A 16,215-nucleotide genomic window follows, 5' to 3' on the forward strand; every position below is an offset into this window, starting at 1 on the left:
GGTGCGACCCATTCTGGCCGCGTTCGCACCGGGGACGGAGCCGTTCACGCGTTCTCGACATCGACGACCGGACTTTTTTTTCCGCGTGCCAGGATCGCGGGGTGACCGATCCCGTCTCCGCGCTGGAAGCGCACGTCGAGGCGTTCAACGACCGCGACCTCGCCGCTCTGATGGCCGGGTTCACCGACGACGCCACCTGGATCACCGGCACCACGACCGTCCGCGGCAGCGCAGAGCTGGCCGACCTGTTCGAGGGCGCGCTGCGCGGGCTCCTGCCGACGCTGACGATCGACAACGTCATCGCATCGGGTGACCAGGCCGCGGCGCAGCTCACCGAGACGCTGACCGCCGACGGCGCCGAGCACACCTTCGCGATTGCCGGTTTCTACCGTTTCCGCGACGGCCGGATCTCCGCCGCGAAGATTTACCGCGAGGGTTCCGCGGAGATTTAGGTAAGACTCAGCTAATGGGGACGATCGGCCCCGAGATGCTTCAATGACAACGTGACCGAAACGAAGGACGCCGCCGAGGCGCACGCCCACGAACCCCACCGCGAGAGCCTGGGCAGCAGGCTGAACTGGCTGCGTGCCGGGGTTCTCGGGGCCAACGACGGGATCGTGTCCGTCGCCGGGCTCGTCGTCGGCGTCGCGGGCGCGACCACCGACCACGGCGCCATTCTGATGGCCGGAATAGCCGGACTGGTCGCAGGCGCGCTTTCCATGGCGGGCGGGGAATACGTTTCGGTCAGCACCCAGCGCGATACCGAACAGGCCGCGCTCAAGCTGGAGAAACAAGAACTGAAGACGATGCCGGAAGCCGAGGAGCGCGAACTCGCCGACATCTACGAGGACAAGGGCCTGTCCCGGGAGCTCGCCGAGCAGGTGGCCCGCGAGCTGTCGCAGAAGGACGCGCTCGCCGCGCACGCGGAGGCCGAGCTCGGCATCGATCCCGACGAGCTGACCAACCCGTGGCAGGCCGCGTGGGCGTCGTTCGTGTCGTTCTCCGTCGGCGCGCTCATCCCGCTGCTGGCGATCGCGCTGCCGCCCACGTCGTGGCGGGTGTGGACGTGCGCGATCGCCGTCGTCGCGGGCCTCGCGCTGACCGGGTACACCAGCGCCCGGCTCGGCAGCGCCGCGCCGGGCCGGGCGGTCGCGCGCAACGTCGGCGTCGGCGCGCTGACCATGCTGGTCACCTACTACGTGGGCACGCTGTTCGGCATCACCGCCGGCTAGCGCAGAACGCGGTAGCGGATGTGGGTGGCCTCGGGCGTGTCGATCACCTCGAGGATCTTCAGCTCGATCCGCGCGGGCAGTACGTCGAACAGCCTGCGGCCGCCGCCGAACAGGACGGGGATCTGGTGAATCTGCACCTCGTCCAGCACGCCCGCCCATGCACCCGTGGTCGCCACCCCAGTGGTCCACCTCCTCCGCGGTCCGCCGCCCGGTGACGACCGCACCGGCCGCGCCGATCCGGTCCACCAGCTCGGCACTCGGACCGGATCAGCGCGGTTGGAAGTCCGGGGTGAACGCCCATTCGTGCAGGCGCATGAGGCCGTCGCCGCCGGGGTTTTCCCGGTCCGTCGTTCAGGCCCGCTACATAGCCGTCGAACGACACCGGTCGGATTCGACCGGCTAGCGCACGCCCGACATCAGCTTTCGCACGAACGGGCTGATCAGCGCCAGCACCACACCGATCAGGACGGCCACCCCGCCGACGATGCCGAAGTACGACGTCTCGTGGTCGGTGTCGTAGTACTCGGCCAGCGAGCCGGACAGCGCGGTGCCCAGCGAGACCGACAGGAAGTTCAACGCGACCATCTGCGTGCGGAACGCGTCCGGCGCCAGCTTCGTCGACAGCGACAGCCCGACCGGCGACAGCATCAGCTCCGCGACGGTGAACACCAGCAGGATCCCGACCAGCGCGAGCAGCGGCGTGCTGTTGGCCGCGCCGCCCGCGAAGAACAGGAACAGCAGGAACGCCACACCCATCACGGACGTGCCGAGCGCGAACTTGATCGGCGTCGACGGCTGCCGCGAGCCCAGCTTGACCCAGATCGCGGCGATCACCGGTGCGAGCAGCAGGATGAACACCGGGTTGATCGACTGCACCCAGCTGACCGGCATCTCCCAGCCGAACAGGTCGCGGTCCAGCCGCTGGTCCGAGTACACCGCGACCACCGTGAACTGCTGCTGGTACAGCGCGAAGAACGCGGCGCTGGCGATGAACATCGGGATGAACGACAGCACCCGCCGCCGCTCGATGGCGGTGATCTTGCTGCTGGTCAGGATCACCGCGAAGTACACCACCGACGCGATGCCGACGATCCACACGACCACGTCGGACAGGTTGGCCGCGGTGACGATCCCGGTCAGCACGGCCGCCACGATGACGGCGACCAGCACCAGCAGCACCCCGCCGACCGCGGGCCGCCGCTGCGCGGGCAACGAGTTGGGCACCTCGCGCGCGGTGTCGGGCAGGTTGCGCCGGAAGATCGTGTACTGGGTCAGGCCGATCGCCATGCCGATCGCGGCGAGCCCGAACCCGAGGTGGAAGCCGACCTCGCTCTGCGCCAGCCCGGTGAGCAGCGGGCCGACGAACCCGCCCAGGTTGACGCCCATGTAGAAGATCGTGAAGCCGGCGTCGCGCCGCTCGTCCTTCTCGCCGTAGAGCGTGCCGACCACGGCGGTGGCGTTGCCCTTGAGCCCGCCGCTGCCGACCGCGACGCACACCAGGCCGACGCCGATGCCCAGGAAACCGGGCAGGAACGCGAGGCTGATGTGCCCGATCATGATCAGCACGGCGCTGTAGAACAGCGTGCGCTCGGACCCCAGCAGGCGGTCGGCGACCCAGGCGCCCACGATCGTGGACAGGTACACCAGACCGCCGTAGGCCCCGACGATGCTGGTGGCGGTGGCCTCCGGCATCGCGAGGCCGCCCTCGGCGACCGAGTAGTAGAGGTAGATCGGCAGGATGCCGAGCATCCCGTAGTACGAGAAGCGTTCCCACATCTCGACGCCGAACAGGTTCGCGAGCCCGATCGGGTGCCCGAAGAACCGGGTGTCGCGCTTCGCCTCGGTGGAGGTCGTCACTGCCGCCGCCCTTTTAAGGTCTAGACAACGTTGGCGAGTGACATGCTACGACTCCTGTTGGGCATCATGTTACCGGCCCGTAAGGTACGATGGTCCACGGTGCGCCGGGAAGTCTGGTCGGCAAGACTCGGTCCGATCGATCCCGGAGGAGCCGTCCCGTGGGCCAGCCGCGCCGCCCCGCCAGCGAATTCGTGCGTTACCTGCGCACCGAGACCACCGGCGGGATGATCCTGCTCGCCGCCACCGCGATCGCCCTGATCTGGGCGAACTCACCGATCGGCGAGTCCTACCGGGTGGTGCGCGACTTCCACGTCGGTCCGCACCTGCTGCACCTCAACCTGTCGGTCGGCGACTGGGCCAAGGACGGCCTGCTCGCGCTGTTCTTCTTCGTCGCCGGGCTGGAACTCAAGCGCGAACTGGTCGTCGGCGAGTTGTCGCAGCTCAAGAAGGCCGTGCTGCCGATCATCGCCGCGGTCGGCGGGATGGTCGTCCCCGCCGTGGTCGCCCTGCTCGCCGGCGGTGGCGCGGAGGGCATGGAGCGCGCGTGGGCGATCCCGACTGCGACCGACATCGCGTTCGCGCTGGGTGTGCTCGCACTCACCGCGTCGAACCTGCCGAGCAGCGCGCGCGTCTTCCTGCTGTCGCTGGCGGTCGTCGACGACCTGGGCGCGATCATCCTCATCGCCGTGTTGTTCACCACGTCCTTCAACCTGGTCGCCGCGCTGGTCGCGGTCGCCGCGCTCGCGCTGTACGCGTTCCTGCAGCACAAGCGGGTGCGGGCGTGGTGGATCTACGTGCCGCTCGCGGTCGTCGTGTGGGTCGCGGTGCACTCGGCGGGGGTGCACGCCACGATCGCCGGGGTCGCGCTCGGCCTGCTCACCCGCGTCCGGCCGGACCCGGACGAGGAGCACGCGCCGGCGATCCGGCTGGAGCACCGGCTGCAGCCCTGGTCGGCGGCCGTGGCCGTGCCGGTGTTCGCGTTGTTCGCGGCCGGTATCGCGGTCAGCGGCGACTCGCTCGGCCGCGTCTTCACCGAGCCCGTGCCGCTCGCGGTGTTCCTCGGGCTGGTCGTCGGCAAGGCGATCGGGATCTTCGGCGCCTGCTTCGCGGCGGTGAAGCTGCGGCTCGCGGAGAAGCCGCGCGGGGTCGGCTGGCGGGACATCGCGGCGTTGTCGCTGCTCGGCGGCGTCGGGTTCACGGTGTCGCTGCTGATCGCGGACCTCGCGCTGGAGGGCGAGGCGAGTGAGCTGGCCCGCACGGCGGTGCTGCTGGCCTCCGCCGTGTGCTCGCTGACCGGGGCGGCGGTGCTGCTGCGGCGCAACAAGGTACACGCCGCAGCGGAGGACTAACCGAGCCCCGTGCTGGGTCTTCTGGCACGATGACCCCCGTGAGCAGCCAGGAGCACGAACGCAACGGTCGGGATGCCCACGGGGCCGTGCCCTACATCCCGCTGAGCCCGGAGGCCGAGTCCGCCTCCGACGGCCAGTCGATCGGCAGCCTCGTCAGCCAGGCCACCCAGCACCTGTCCACGCTGGTCAGGGCCGAGGTCGAGCTGGCGAAGTCCGAGGTGATGGGCGAGGTCCGCAAGGGCGCCAAGGGCAGCGTCTTCTTCATCGTCGCCGGGGTGATCGGGCTCTACAGCTCGTTCTTCTTCTTTTTCTTCCTCGGCGAGCTGCTGTCCGAGTGGCTCAAGCGGTGGGCCGCGTTCGGCATCGTGTTCCTGCTGATGCTGCTGGTCGCGGGGCTGTTCGGCTTCCTCGGCTACCGCAAGGTCAAGAAGATCCGGGCGCCGGAACGCACCATCACCAGCGTCAAGGACACGGCCGCGGCCCTCAAGCCGCGCCGGGACGCCGTCCCCGAACACAGCTGAACCGCTCAGGCGCGACCGTGACGCCGCCCGACCCGTCCATCGTCCGGATCGACGGGTCGTGGGCGCACCGCGACGTGTCCGCGAACGGCATCCGGCTGCACGTCGCCGAGGCCGGGCACGGGCCGCTGGTGTTGTTCCTGCACGGCTTCGGGCAGTTCTGGTGGACCTGGCGGCACCAGCTCACCGCCCTCGCCGACGCTGGTTACCACGCGGTGGCGGCCGACCTGCGCGGCTACGGCGATTCGGACAAACCCCCTCGCGGCTACGACGCGTGGACGCTCGCCGGTGACGTCGCCGGCCTGGTCCGCGCGCTCGGCGAACGGCAGGCGCACCTGGTCGGGCACGCGTGGGGCGGGCTGCTGGCCTGGACGGCGGCCGCGCTGCACCCGCGGGTCGTGGCGTCGGTGACGGTGCTGGGCGGCGCGCACCCGATGGCTCTGCGCAGCGCGATCGCCCGCACCGCGTTCCGGCGCAAGGGGTCCAACCAGACGCGGGCGCTGGCGCACCTGTTCCGCTTCCAGGTGCCGATGGCGCCCGAGCGGTGGCTCACCGAGGACGACGGCGCCAACCTGGAGGGTCTGCTGCGCGCCTGGTCCGGTCCACGGTGGACGGCGACGCGCGACTTCGACACCAGCGCCGCGCTGTTCCGCGAAGCGGTGCGGATCCCGGGTGTGGCGCACAGCGCGCTGGAGTACTACCGGTGGGCGTTCCGGGCCCAGTTCCGCGGCGAAGGACGCCGGTTCGCCGACGCGGTCGGCGCCCGGGTGGCGGCGCCGGTGCTGCAGATCCACGGCGCGGCGGACCCGTGCGTGCTGCCGGAGACCGCCCGGGCGTCGGCTCCGTGGCGTGGGCCGCACTCGGTGCTGGAGGAACTGGCGGACGTGGGTCACTTCCCGCAGCTGGAAGCGCCCGACGAGACGACGAAGGCGCTGCTGGACTTCCTGGCGAAGGCCTGACGCCGGGACTCGCACGGCTCGCGGGGCTCGCGGCCGGAGCGCACGACCCGCACGGCCGAGCGCGGGACCAACGGCCGGGAGCGCGGGCGTCACGGGGCCAGGCGCGGGAGCGGCGTCCAGCAGCGCGGGACTCGCGCGGCTGAGCGCGGGACCTACGTCCGGCAGCGTGAACTCGCCGGACCAATCGCAGAACTGGCGGCCGGCAGCGCCGCACTCCCGCGGCCGCGCGGAACTCGCGCCCGGGAACGCGAAATCCGCGCGCCCGAGCGCGGCCCTCGCGGCCCGGAGCGCGGGACTCGCACGACCGGGCGCGGGACCTACGCAGCGCGCCCGGCAATGCGAAACCCGCGCGACCGAGCGCGGAACTCGCGGCCCAGAGCGCGAAACTCGCGCGTGGGTCAGGCGGCACAAGCCCCGGTGGAGACCCGGGCGCTCAGCGACGGCGCGGACTCGATCACCGGGCGCACCTGGTTGCCGGTCAGCGTGAAGCCGGTGTCGGCGTCCTCGACGGACGCCCCGAACACCACCCCGACGACCTGGCCCCGCGGGTCGACCAGCGGGCCGCCCGAGTTGCCGCTGCGCACCTGCGCCCGCACGGTATAGACGTCGCGGCGCACGGTGCGGGAGTCGTAGATGTCCGGGCCCTGCAACGTGATCTCGTTGCGGATCCGGGCCGGCGTCGCACGGTACGGGCCGTCCAGCGGGTAGCCGAGGACGATCGCGCTGTCGCCCGCCTTCGCCGGTTCCGGCGCCAGGCTCAGGGGCGTCGCGTCCAGGCGGGGCACGGCGAGCACCGCGACGTCCACCTCGGGGTCGAAGTACACGACCCGCGCGGGCAGCCGCCCGGCCGACGTCTCCACCGCCGTCGTCTCCGTGCCCGCCACCACGTGCGCGTTCGTCATCACCCGCTGCGGCGCGATCACGAACCCGCTGCCCTCCAGCGTGCGCGAGCACGACTCGGCGGTGCCGCGGATCTTCAGCACGCTGCCACGCAACTGCTGCACCACCGCGCTGTCCTGGAGCGTCGTGTCCGGCGGCGCGGTGTCGTTGATCTGCGTCTTCTGGAACGGGTCCACAATGGACGGGAACCCGGACACGTCGAGCAGCTTCCGCAGCTCGCTGGGCAGGCCCTCGGCGGCGGGCGGCATCGCCTTGTCGACCGTGCCGAGCACCGTCGAGTTGTTGATCGCCCGCGCCAGCCCGGGCAGCGCCGCGACACCGGTCAGCGGCACCGCGATCAGCCACGCCACCACGAACACCACGACGGCCTGCACGATCGCGCCCAGCGTCTGATCGATGCCGGTCAGCTTGTCTGTGTTGAACCGCCGCTTGACCGCGTACTTGAACCGCCGCCCCAGCCACACGCCGAGCGTCTCGCCGAGCGCGACCAGGAACACCACCGTCGCGACCGCGAAGGCGACCTTGGCGGCGGGGTTCTCGAACAGCTCGACGACCCACGGCGCGATGCGGATGCCCAGTACCGCCCCGCCGATCACGCCGACCAGCGCGGGCAACGCGATCACCACGCCCTGGCGCGCGCCGGAGACGGCCGCCACCAGCGCCAGCAGAATGACCAGGACGTCGACCCAGTTCACCGCGTCTCCTCAGTCGGTCGCGAGCAGATGATCGCGCAACGCTACGTCAAGATCCCGGACGTCGCCGCGATCCCACTCACGTGCCCAGCCGCCCAGTTCGAGCAGGACGGTCAGCAGCCCCGCGGTGAACCCCCACACGAACAGTCCGTTCACGGTGAAGGCCGGGCCCTTGTAGGTGGTGCCGGGCCGGCGCACCTGGAAGCGGTTGGCCGGATCGGCCAGGTCGGCCAGCGGCACCCTGGCCACCGCCGCCGTCTCCGCCGGGTCGACGGCGTGCACCGGCGACGGCGCGTGCCAGTGCGCGAGCACCGGCGTCACGGCGAACTTGGACACCGGGATGAACAGCTCCGGCAGGATCGCGACCGGCCGCACGCCGGACGGGTCCACCCCGGTCTCCTCCTCGGCCTCGCGCAGGGCGGTGGCGACGACGTCGGCGTCCTCCGGGTCGGCGCCGCCGCCAGGGAAGGCTACCTGGCCCGCGTGCGAACCGAGCGTGTCCGCGCGGCGCAGCAGCAGCACATCCGGCCCCCGCTCGCCGTGGCCGAACAGGATCAGCACCGAGGCGGCGCGCGTCAGCTCGTCCTCGGGCGGGGTGAAGCGGGTGAACGCGGTCGAGTCGAGCTTCCCGCTGATCTCGACCAGCGGGCGCAACCAGGCCGGCACCGACTCCGGATCGACGAGCGGTCCCTTCACGACAGCCTCCGCACGACCTCGCGCACCTGCTCAGGATCGGTGAAGGTGCGTGGGCTTTCGATGAGGCGGACCTGCCCGCCCGCGGTGACCAGGTAGGACGCGGGCAGCGCGGGCGGCACCTTGAGCGCGCTGCGCACCGGGCCGCTCCCGCCGTCGCCGTCGAACACGGTCGGCAGCCGCACGCCCAGCTCGGCGAGCAGTTCGAGCCCGTCGTCCGGCTTGCTCTGCACCTGCACCGTGAGGACCCGCACCGCGCCCGGCTCGCTCACGTACCGCTGGAGCACGGGCAGCTCGGTCCGGCACGGCTCGCACCAGGTGGCCCACACGTTGACCAGCGTCACCTGCCCGGCGAGCGCGCTGCCCAGGTCGACGCTGGTCCCGTCGCCGAGGCACTCGGCGCGCACACCGGCGAGCTGGGCGACCTCGCCTGCGCCGGACGGGCACGGCGCCAGCGCGGCGGCGGCCCTGGCCGCGGTCAGGTCCGGGCCCGCCGCCGGGCTGTCCGAGCGGACCTGCGGCAGCACCGCGACGATCACCGCGAGCACCAGCACCCCGGCGGCGAGCGCCCACCTGGTCGCCGTCGTCACTGCTTGGTCACCATCGCGAGCAGGTGGTCCCGCTCCGGGCCCTTGACCAGCTTCGCGGCCTCCTCGAACCCGGTCGGGCCCGCGCCGTAGGAGGGGCAGTCGCGGGCCAGCGGGCACGCGCCGCAGGCCGGTTTGCGCGCGTGGCAGACACGGCGGCCGTGGAAGATCACCCGGTGCGAGAGCATCGTCCACTCCTTGCGGGGGATCAGCTCGCCGACCGCGTGCTCGACCTTGACCGGGTCCTCCTCCGCGGTCCAGCCCCAGCGGCGCACCAGGCGGCCGAAGTGGGTGTCCACCGTGATTCCCGGCACGTCGAAGGCGTTGCCGAGCACGACATTCGCGGTCTTGCGGCCCACACCGGGCAGCGTGACCAGGTCCTCCAGCTTGCCCGGCACCTCGCCGTCGAACCGCTCGACCAGCGCGGCGCCGAGGCCCATCAGCGAGTTCGCCTTCGCGCGGAAGAAGCCGGTGGGCCGGATCAGCTCCTCCAGCTCGGTGCGGTCCGCACCCGCGTAGTCGGCGGCGGTGCGGTAGCGCGCGAACAGTGCGGGGGTCACCTCGTTGACCCGCACGTCCGTGGTCTGCGCCGACAACACGACCGCGATCAGCAACTCCAGCGGGGTGGTGAAGTCCAGCTCACAGTGTGCGTCGGGATACGCGTCGGTGAGGCAACGGAGCATGCGCCGTGCGCGTCTCACGAGCGCGAGGCGGCTCTCGCCCACCCGTCGCCCGCCACCGCCCTCAACGGAAGCGCTTCGCGCTGCTGCGCTTCCTTTGCGAGGGCTGACATGAGACGCATTCGGCACACCGCTAGCCTACGGAAGCCGACACGCCGGACCCCTGACACCACCCCCTGAAGCCGTGATGAGCGAGGATCAGAACCGATGACTGTCTGGTTCGTAGTAGCGGTGCCACTCGTGATGATGTTCTTCGCCCTGGCGATGGAACGGGTGGAGAACCGGCTGCGCCACGTCGCGGTCCAGGAGGAAGAGGTCGAGGAGTTCCTGGAGCAGGCCCGGCCGAACGAGGTCAGGGCGCTGTACGGGCACGGCATCGGCCGCGCGCTGGAGCTGTTCCGGCTGCGCCGCCTCGGTGGTCGCGCGGCCAAGATGCGCCCGCGCAGGAGCCGTGGCTGAGGCCCACTGACCTCGACCGATTCAGCGAGGATTACTCTGTCCGTTCGGAGCGAGATCGCCCTCGCCCGGCCGGGCGGTGATCGGTCTGTCCTCGGCGTGCCCTGAGGCGATCTCGTCCGAACGGCCTAGACTGCACGCAAGTGATCGGCGACACGCCCCGGAACGCGGGAACACGGTCGCCACCGACGAGGAGGCACGAGGTGGACGAGACCCTGGCCCGGGCGGGCATCTTCCAGGGGGTGGAGCCGGCCGCGGCTGAGGCGCTCGCCCAGACCCTGGAAACCGTGGAGTTCCCGCGGGGTCATGTGATCTTCTCCGAGGGTGAGCCCGGCGACAAGCTGTACATCATCCTGTCCGGGAAGGTGAAGATCGGCCGCAAGTCGGCGGACGGCCGGGAGAACCTGCTGTGGATCGCGGGCCCTTCGGACATGTTCGGCGAGCTGTCGATCTTCGACCCGGGCCCGCGCACGTCGACCGCGACGACGGTCACCGAGGTGCGGGCGGTGTCGATGGACCGGCCGTCGCTGCGGAAGTGGATCGCCAACCGGCCGGAGATCGCCGAGCAGCTGCTGCGGGTCATCGCCCGCAGGCTGCGCCGGACGAACAACATGGTCGCGGAGCTGATCTTCACCGACGTCCCCGGCCGCGTGGCGCGGGCGCTGCTGCAGCTCGCGCAGCGGTTCGGCAGCCAGGAGGCCGGCATCCTGCGGGTCACGCACGACCTGACGCAGGAGGAGATCGCCCAGTACGTCGGCGCCTCGCGGGAGACCGTGAACAAGGCGCTGGCCGACTTCGCGCACCGCGGCTGGCTGCGGCTGGAAGGCAAGTCGGTGCTGATCCTGGACCCCGAGCGCCTGGCCCGCCGCGCTCGCTGACAACGGCAAACACCAGCAAAAACAAAGGAACCGGGCGCCACCCCCGACGTGGCGCACCGGTTCCTTTGCATTTCGCGCGGGCCATCCCCCGACAGACCGCGCTCCCCGCCCTCCGGTTCCGGCCCCGACCCTTTGCCGGAGGGAGCTTTATCTACTTGTCAACCTTGCCACGGCCCATACCCCGAGGTTCAAGGCCGTTCACCCCCATAGACGCGCCCGTTGCGGGTTCGTTGCGTGGGTCCGGCGAAAAGTTCGCGCCCGTTACCGAACCGAGACCTGAGTGGTAAATAACTGGTACCCCCGTACCAATATGAGGCATACTGGTACGCGTGTCCCAGACTTCCCTCGCCGACTACCGCGCTGCCCTGACCACGCCGGGCGCGACCCGTCCGATGGTCGCGTCCATCCTCGCGCGCCTGCCGATCGCGATGATCGGCCTGTCCGCGCTCCTCTACGTGCAGCAGGAGATGGGCTCGTTCGCCGTCGCCGGGCTGGTGTCGGCGAGCTCGCTGGTCGGTGTCGCGGTGGGGTCGGTCGTGCAGGGCAGGCTGATCGACCGCTTCGGCCCGACGCGGCCGCTGCTGTCCACCGCGGCGATGTTCGCGGTGATCCTGGTGACGCTCGCGCTGGCGATCGAAGCGCACGCGGCGACCCTGGTGCTGGTCGCGCTCGCGTTCGGAATCGGGATCACCGAGCCGATGGTCGGCTCGGCGTCGCGTGCCCTGTGGGGACGCCTCGTGCCCAGTGAGGCCACACGCAACGCGGCGTACGCCTACGAGGCGATCAGCATGGAGGTGTTCTTCATCCTCGGTCCCGGCCTGGCCGGCCTGCTGGTCGCCGCGCCGTGGCCGGGCACCGGGATGGTCGCGGGCGGCGCGTGCATGGTGACCGGCGCGGTGTTGTTCGCGTTGAGCCCGGCCGTCCGGGCGTGGGGACCGGCCGGGCGGACGCACCACTCGCTGCTGGGCGCGCTGAGCAGCCCGGGCATGCGGACGCTCGCGCTGGCCGCGCTCGGGTTCGGCGTGGTGATCGGGTTCGTCGAGGTCGCCGTGCCGGCCGCGGCCACCGAGGCCGGGTCGCCTGCGCTCGGCGGCGTGCTGCTGTCGGTGTGGTCGGTCAGCTCGGTCGCCTTCGGTGTGGCCTACAGCCTGCGGCCGTGGCCGCGGGAGATGCCGTTGCGGCTGCCGGTGCTGCTGGCCGGGTTCGGCGTGCTCGTGGCGCTGCTGGCCTGGCCGTCGACGCTGTGGGGCCTCGCGATCGCGATGCTCGCCGCGGGTGCCCTGATCACCCCGCAGTCGGCGACGCACTCGGCCGCGATCGAACTGGTCGCCCCGAAGGGCACCGCGGCCGAGGCGTTCGGCTGGGTGCTGACCGCGGTGACGCTGGGGCTCGCGTTCGGGCAGTCGATCAGCGGCTACCTGGTCGAGCACGCCGGCCCGTCGGCGGCGTTCCTCGCGGCGACCGCGGCGGCGCTGGTGATCGCCGCGGTGGTGTACCTGCTGCGCGGCACGGTCAAGGCACCGCGCGAGCAGGTCCTGGTGTCCTAGAGCGCCGTGGCCTGAGACGTTGCGGATGCTCAGGGCAGTAAGGCTGCCAGGGCGTAGGCGAATTCGGAGCAGGGTGCGGCTTGGCCGTTGGTCCAGGGACAGCCGGGTTTGGTGAACCGGCGGCGACGGCCGAGCGCGGTGCAAACTGCTCGCCCTGTGCTGCCGATGCGGTAGACCTTGGCACGGCCGACGGTGGGGGCCACCAGCCCGAGCTGCCCGGCGAGAAACACCGCACCCCGATGGCACCGCTGCTCGTCCCACGACCTCACGAGTCACGACGCCTAGAGCGCCGTCGAGCGGCTGACCTCCTCCCACGTGTCGAGGTCGGCGCGCAGTGCGGCGTGCTTGCCGCGCAGGGCCTCCACCGCGTCCGCGCCCAGCGCGAGTCGCAGTGGGAGCTTTTCGGCGTCCAGCACCCGCACGATCGCCTGCGCGGCCTTCGCCGGGTCGCCGGGTTGCGTGCCGTCCATGGTGTCCACCGCGGCCCGGGTCGGCAGGTCGCGGTAGGCCTCGATCTCCCGCGACCGGTGCATCCGCGCGCCGCCGAACTCGGTGCGGAACGCGCCCGGCTCGACGATCAGCACCCGGACCCCGAACGGCTCGACCTCCGCGGCCAGCGCCTCGGACATCCCCTCCAGCGCGAACTTCGCCGCGCAGTAGGCGCCGAACCCGGGCATCGACAGCTGCCCGCCCATCGAGCTGATCTGCACGATCGCGCCGCTGCCCTGCTCACGCAGGTGCGGCACCACCGCCTTGGTGACCGCGACCGCGCCGAAGAACATGACCTCCATCACCGACCGCAACTCGTCCATCGTGAACTCCTCGACCGCGCCGACCGACCCGTGACCGGCGTTGTTCACCACGACGTCGATGCGGCCGAACTCGCGCAGCGTCGCCCGCACGGCCTCCGCCACCTGCGCCGGGTCGGTCACGTCGAGCGCGTGCGTGCGCACCCGGTCGCCGGCGAGGTCGGCCAGCTGCTCGGGCCGCCGCGCGGTCGCCATCACCCTGTCCCCGGCCGCCACCGCCGCGCGGACCAGCTCCCGCCCGAAACCCGCGGAGCACCCGGTGATCAGCCAAACCCGTTCCGTCCTCGTCATGCCACCAGCCTCACCAAGATCACCCGGAGCGTCCAACACGCGTTTCCGCCCGCGGCTACAGTCATCCCCTGTGAGGCTTCCCGAGCTGCGGCAACTGCGGTACTTCGTCGCGGTCGCCGACGAGTTGAGCTTCACCGCGGCCGCCAGGCGGCTCGGGATCGCGCAGCAGTCGCTGTCGCAGCAGATCACCGTGCTGGAGCGCACCCTCGGCGCCCGCTTGCTCGACCGGGACAGCCGCGGCACCCGCCTCACCGACCTCGGACGGCAGTTCCTGCCGGAGGCGAAGGCGGTGCTCGACCGCGCCGAACAGGCCGTGACGACCCTCGCCAGGGCCGGGCGCGGCGAGGTGGGCGAGCTGACCGTGGCCTTCCTCGCGAGCACCGCGAACTACCTGCTGCCGCCGGTCGTGCGGGCCTTCCGCGAGCGCTATCCGGACGTGCGGCTGACCACCGAGGACACCTCGGTCGCCACCCTCGTCGACGGGCTGCGCGACGGCCGATACGACGCCGCGTTCAGCCGTCCGCCGCTGGTGGACGGGCTCGCCGCGCGCACGCTGGCCGTCGAGGAGGTGTGCGCCGTCCTGCCGGAGGGCCACCCGCTGGCCGATCGCGCGTCGCTGACGCTCGCCGACCTCGCGGACGAGCCGTGGGTGCTCACCGAGCGCGGTTCGTGGCCGCCGTGGCACCGCAAGTACGACGAGGACTTCCGGCGGGCCGGGTACGAGCCGAACGTCGTCCAGCGGGCCGGCAGCGTGCAGAACCTGCTCGGCCTGGTGGCCGCCGGGGTGGGGGTGTCCCGGCTGGCCCGCTCGGCGCACAGCCTGCGCCGCACCGGGGTGGTGTTCGTGCCGCTGGCCGGTGAGCAGGCCTCCACACAGGTGCTGTGGCTGCCAAACGCGGACAAGCCGGCCCTGCGCCGCCTGCTCGAAGTGGTCACCGAGCTGGCGGCGCGGACCGACCTCACGCAGTCCGGTTAGAGCGGATTTCGAAGCGGCGGAGCCGCTTGGAGTGGGCCGTGCGCTGACACCGCCGCGGGTCTGAACGGGCAGAGCCGCGCGGAGCGCGTCCGTTGAGGGTGGCGGTGGGCGACGGGTGGGAGGTTCCTGGCGAGGACAGCGCCGACGTGGTGTATCGGCATACATGAGGAGGCGATCCCACAGCCAGGGGCCGCCTCAGGTTCCGCCACCCGCACCGCCACGCAAGCCGCGTCAACCTCTCCTGAGGTACTCCAGCTGCGCCTTGACGCTGTGCTCGGCCGGCGCCCAGAGCGCCCGGTCGACGTCGGCGTAGACGACCTCCACCACCTGCCGCGCGGTGGCGTCCGCGCCCAGCTTGTCGAGCGCCGCCCGGACCTGGTCCAGCCGCTGCTCGCGGTGGTCCAGGTACTCCTGCGCGATCACCCGCAGGTCGGCCATCTCCGGGCCGTGGCCGGGCAGCGTGAGCAGCCCGGACGGCAGGTCGACCAGCCGCCGCAGGGAGTCCAGGTAGGAGCCGAGGTCGGTGAGCACCGTGGTGCCGCGACCGAGGATCGTGTCGCCGGTCAGGACCTGGTCCCCGACGCGCAGGCACACCGAGTCGTCGGTGTGGCCGGGCGTGTGCAGGACCTCGATGTCCAGGCCCGCGGCGGAGATCACGTCACCGTCGGCGAACGGGTCCGCGTCGCGGCACAGGGCCGCGTCGAAGGCCCGCACCGGCGCCTGCACCCGCTCGGCCAGCCACGGCGCGCCCTCGGTGTGGTCGGGATGGTGGTGGGTGAGCAGGATCATCGCGACCGGGCCCTGCTCGGTGAGCAGCGGCAGGTGATCGAGGTCCTCGTACCCGGGGTCCACGATCACGCACTCGGCCGAGCCGGGCGCCCGCAGGATCCAGGTGTTCGTGCCGTCCAGCGTCATCGTGGACGGGTTGTTCTCCAGCACGACGGCTGCGGAAGGCGAGACCTCGCGGCGCACGCCGTAGGCGGGGTGGCTCATTCCGCGACCACCCGGATCACGTCGCCCTCGCGGATCAGCTTCGGGATGATCGCCTCGACCGTCCGCTCCGCGGCCAGCGCCTCCGCGGCGGTGCCGAACGAGGCCAGCTCGGTGAGCGTGTGCCAGGTCGGCGGCATCAGCATGCTGCGGCCTGCCTCGGCGTCGGCCAGCGCGTCGGCAGGCCGCCACCAGCCGGACGACTCCGCCTCGGTGGTCTTGCCGTCGGCGTCCTGCCCCGCGGGCAGGATCGCGGCGAAGAAGCGGGTGTCGTAGCGGCGCTTCTCCTGCACCGGGGTGATCCAGTGCGCCCACGGGCGGAGCAGGTCGGAGCGCAGGGTGAGCCCCTCGCGAGCCAGGAAGTCGGCCAGCGACAGCTCCCGCGACACCAGCTCGTCCCGCGCGCCCGCGTACCGGGCGGTGTCGGTGACGACCTCGTCCGCGGTGCCTGCCAGCAGCACCCCGGACTCCTCGAAGGTCTCCCGCACGGCCGCGCACACCAGGGCACGCGCGACCTGCTCGGTCCCGTTGAACCAGCCCGCCCAGTCCGCGGCGGGCGGACCGGCCCAGGCGATCGTCGCGTCGGCGTCGCGCTGGTCCACCCCGCCACCGGGGAAGACCGTCATGCCCGCGGCGAACGCCATCGCCGCCACGCGCCGCTGGAGGAAGACTTCGAGACCGTTCACGCCGTCCCGCAGCAACAGCACCGTCGCCGCGTCGCGGGGCACGGCCGGTTCGGCCGGCTCCGCGACGGAGAAGTTCATGCTCCCCGGGATCCGGAAATCAAGTTGCACCACACGA

At 71.8% G+C, this 16,215-nt stretch carries 18 protein-coding genes; 9 read left to right on the plus strand and 9 right to left on the minus strand.

The genetic code is table 11. The annotated features are described in order from the left end of the window. Nucleotides 1-101 precede the first annotated feature (101 nt). Both ABZ215_RS11720 and ABZ215_RS11725 read left to right on the plus strand, forming a co-directional pair. The gene (locus ABZ215_RS11720; RefSeq protein ID WP_354949465.1) at nucleotides 102-452 is read left to right on the plus strand and encodes a nuclear transport factor 2 family protein; all 351 of its coding nucleotides are present in this window, start codon (nucleotides 102-104) and stop codon (nucleotides 450-452) included. Between the two features lie 51 nt (nucleotides 453-503). Further along, nucleotides 504-1,232, plus strand: coding sequence for a VIT family protein (locus ABZ215_RS11725; protein WP_237340175.1), 729 nt, complete (start codon nucleotides 504-506; stop codon nucleotides 1,230-1,232). Here ABZ215_RS11725 and ABZ215_RS11730 read toward each other — a convergent pair. Continuing rightward, nucleotides 1,229-1,408 (minus strand): hypothetical protein, encoded by a 180-nt coding sequence (locus ABZ215_RS11730; RefSeq protein WP_354949466.1) that lies wholly within the window; start codon nucleotides 1,406-1,408, stop codon nucleotides 1,229-1,231. The genes ABZ215_RS11725 and ABZ215_RS11730 overlap by 4 nt on opposite strands. Before the next feature lie 223 nt (nucleotides 1,409-1,631). Next, a complete protein-coding gene (locus ABZ215_RS11735; RefSeq protein WP_354949467.1) occupies nucleotides 1,632-3,089 on the minus strand; it encodes a peptide MFS transporter in 1,458 nt (485 codons plus the stop codon). Between the two features lie 89 nt (nucleotides 3,090-3,178). On the opposite strand from ABZ215_RS11735, the gene nhaA reads away from it, so the two are divergent. The 3 genes from nhaA to ABZ215_RS11750 are packed head-to-tail and all read left to right on the plus strand — an operon-like array spanning nucleotide 3,179 to nucleotide 5,915. Further along, entirely contained in the window at nucleotides 3,179-4,438 is a 1,260-nt protein-coding gene (gene nhaA / locus ABZ215_RS11740) for a Na+/H+ antiporter NhaA (RefSeq protein WP_193354387.1), read from the plus strand. Nucleotides 4,439-4,476: 38 nt separating this feature from the next. Continuing rightward, on the plus strand, nucleotides 4,477-4,959 hold the full coding sequence (locus ABZ215_RS11745) for a phage holin family protein (protein WP_020420325.1): 483 nt from the start codon (nucleotides 4,477-4,479) through the stop codon (nucleotides 4,957-4,959). A gap of 17 nt (nucleotides 4,960-4,976) precedes the next feature. After that, nucleotides 4,977-5,915: an alpha/beta hydrolase gene (locus tag ABZ215_RS11750; RefSeq protein WP_020420324.1), complete on the plus strand. Its 939-nt coding sequence runs from the start codon at nucleotides 4,977-4,979 to the stop codon at nucleotides 5,913-5,915. Between the two features lie 398 nt (nucleotides 5,916-6,313). On the opposite strand, the gene ABZ215_RS11755 is transcribed toward ABZ215_RS11750, so the two are convergent. From ABZ215_RS11755 to nth, 4 genes are read right to left on the minus strand one after another with little or no spacing between them, the layout of a single operon-like run. Beyond that, the gene (locus ABZ215_RS11755) at nucleotides 6,314-7,510 is read right to left on the minus strand and encodes a MarP family serine protease (RefSeq protein WP_354949468.1); all 1,197 of its coding nucleotides are present in this window, start codon (nucleotides 7,508-7,510) and stop codon (nucleotides 6,314-6,316) included. Between the two features lie 9 nt (nucleotides 7,511-7,519). Continuing rightward, entirely contained in the window at nucleotides 7,520-8,203 is a 684-nt protein-coding gene (locus ABZ215_RS11760; RefSeq protein ID WP_354949469.1) for a CoA pyrophosphatase, read from the minus strand. Then, complete coding sequence (locus ABZ215_RS11765; RefSeq protein WP_354949470.1) at nucleotides 8,200-8,790, minus strand: TlpA disulfide reductase family protein; 591 nt, start codon at nucleotides 8,788-8,790, stop codon at nucleotides 8,200-8,202. The genes ABZ215_RS11760 and ABZ215_RS11765 overlap by 4 nt, the downstream gene beginning before the upstream one ends. Continuing rightward, a complete protein-coding gene (gene nth, locus ABZ215_RS11770) occupies nucleotides 8,787-9,470 on the minus strand; it encodes an endonuclease III (protein WP_354949482.1) in 684 nt (227 codons plus the stop codon). The genes ABZ215_RS11765 and nth overlap by 4 nt, the downstream gene beginning before the upstream one ends. A gap of 204 nt (nucleotides 9,471-9,674) precedes the next feature. On the opposite strand from nth, the gene ABZ215_RS11775 reads away from it, so the two are divergent. The 3 genes from ABZ215_RS11775 (at nucleotide 9,675) to ABZ215_RS11785 (ending at nucleotide 12,348) form a co-directional block, all read left to right on the plus strand. Beyond that, nucleotides 9,675-9,926 (plus strand): hypothetical protein, encoded by a 252-nt coding sequence (locus ABZ215_RS11775; protein ID WP_354949471.1) that lies wholly within the window; start codon nucleotides 9,675-9,677, stop codon nucleotides 9,924-9,926. A gap of 200 nt (nucleotides 9,927-10,126) precedes the next feature. After that, complete coding sequence (locus ABZ215_RS11780) at nucleotides 10,127-10,801, plus strand: Crp/Fnr family transcriptional regulator (protein WP_017985500.1); 675 nt, start codon at nucleotides 10,127-10,129, stop codon at nucleotides 10,799-10,801. 329 nt (nucleotides 10,802-11,130) lie between these two features. After that, nucleotides 11,131-12,348, plus strand: a complete 1,218-nt coding sequence (locus ABZ215_RS11785; protein ID WP_354949472.1) for an MFS transporter — start codon at nucleotides 11,131-11,133, stop codon at nucleotides 12,346-12,348. Nucleotides 12,349-12,629: 281 nt separating this feature from the next. Here ABZ215_RS11785 and ABZ215_RS11790 read toward each other — a convergent pair whose 3' ends face one another. Continuing rightward, nucleotides 12,630-13,448 (minus strand): oxidoreductase, encoded by an 819-nt coding sequence (locus tag ABZ215_RS11790; protein ID WP_354949473.1) that lies wholly within the window; start codon nucleotides 13,446-13,448, stop codon nucleotides 12,630-12,632. A gap of 70 nt (nucleotides 13,449-13,518) precedes the next feature. Here ABZ215_RS11790 and ABZ215_RS11795 point away from each other — a divergent pair, with 70 nt between their 5' ends. Beyond that, nucleotides 13,519-14,424, plus strand: a complete 906-nt coding sequence (locus ABZ215_RS11795) for a LysR family transcriptional regulator (protein ID WP_354949474.1) — start codon at nucleotides 13,519-13,521, stop codon at nucleotides 14,422-14,424. A 231-nt stretch (nucleotides 14,425-14,655) separates the two neighbouring features. On the opposite strand, the gene ABZ215_RS11800 is transcribed toward ABZ215_RS11795, so the two are convergent. Together ABZ215_RS11800 and ABZ215_RS11805 are read right to left on the minus strand one after the other, a co-directional pair. Next, entirely contained in the window at nucleotides 14,656-15,417 is a 762-nt protein-coding gene (locus ABZ215_RS11800; RefSeq protein ID WP_237340086.1) for an MBL fold metallo-hydrolase, read from the minus strand. After that, nucleotides 15,414-16,178, minus strand: coding sequence for an NUDIX hydrolase (locus tag ABZ215_RS11805; RefSeq protein ID WP_354710103.1), 765 nt, complete (start codon nucleotides 16,176-16,178; stop codon nucleotides 15,414-15,416). Before ABZ215_RS11805 ends, ABZ215_RS11800 begins: the two co-directional genes overlap by 4 nt. Between the last annotated feature and the right edge of the window lie 37 nt (nucleotides 16,179-16,215).

Source organism: Amycolatopsis sp. NPDC006131 (assembly GCF_040614175.1).
In the GTDB taxonomy this organism is placed as follows: Bacteria; Actinomycetota; Actinomycetes; order Mycobacteriales; family Pseudonocardiaceae; genus Amycolatopsis_E; species Amycolatopsis_E tucumanensis.

What these genes read in the sequence shown, in the direction of transcription:
- nhaA (WP_193354387.1), top strand. Translation starts at nt 3,179, where the DNA reads ATGGTCCACGGTGCGCCGGGAAGTCTGGTCGGCAAGACTCGGTCCGAT.
- nth (WP_354949482.1), bottom strand. Translation starts at nt 9,470, where the DNA reads ATGCTCCGTTGCCTCACCGACGCGTATCCCGACGCACACTGTGAGCTG.
- ABZ215_RS11775 (WP_354949471.1), top strand. Translation starts at nt 9,675, where the DNA reads ATGACTGTCTGGTTCGTAGTAGCGGTGCCACTCGTGATGATGTTCTTC.
- ABZ215_RS11790 (WP_354949473.1), bottom strand. Translation starts at nt 13,448, where the DNA reads ATGACGAGGACGGAACGGGTTTGGCTGATCACCGGGTGCTCCGCGGGT.
- ABZ215_RS11800 (WP_237340086.1), bottom strand. Translation starts at nt 15,417, where the DNA reads ATGAGCCACCCCGCCTACGGCGTGCGCCGCGAGGTCTCGCCTTCCGCA.
- ABZ215_RS11805 (WP_354710103.1), bottom strand. Translation starts at nt 16,178, where the DNA reads ATGAACTTCTCCGTCGCGGAGCCGGCCGAACCGGCCGTGCCCCGCGAC.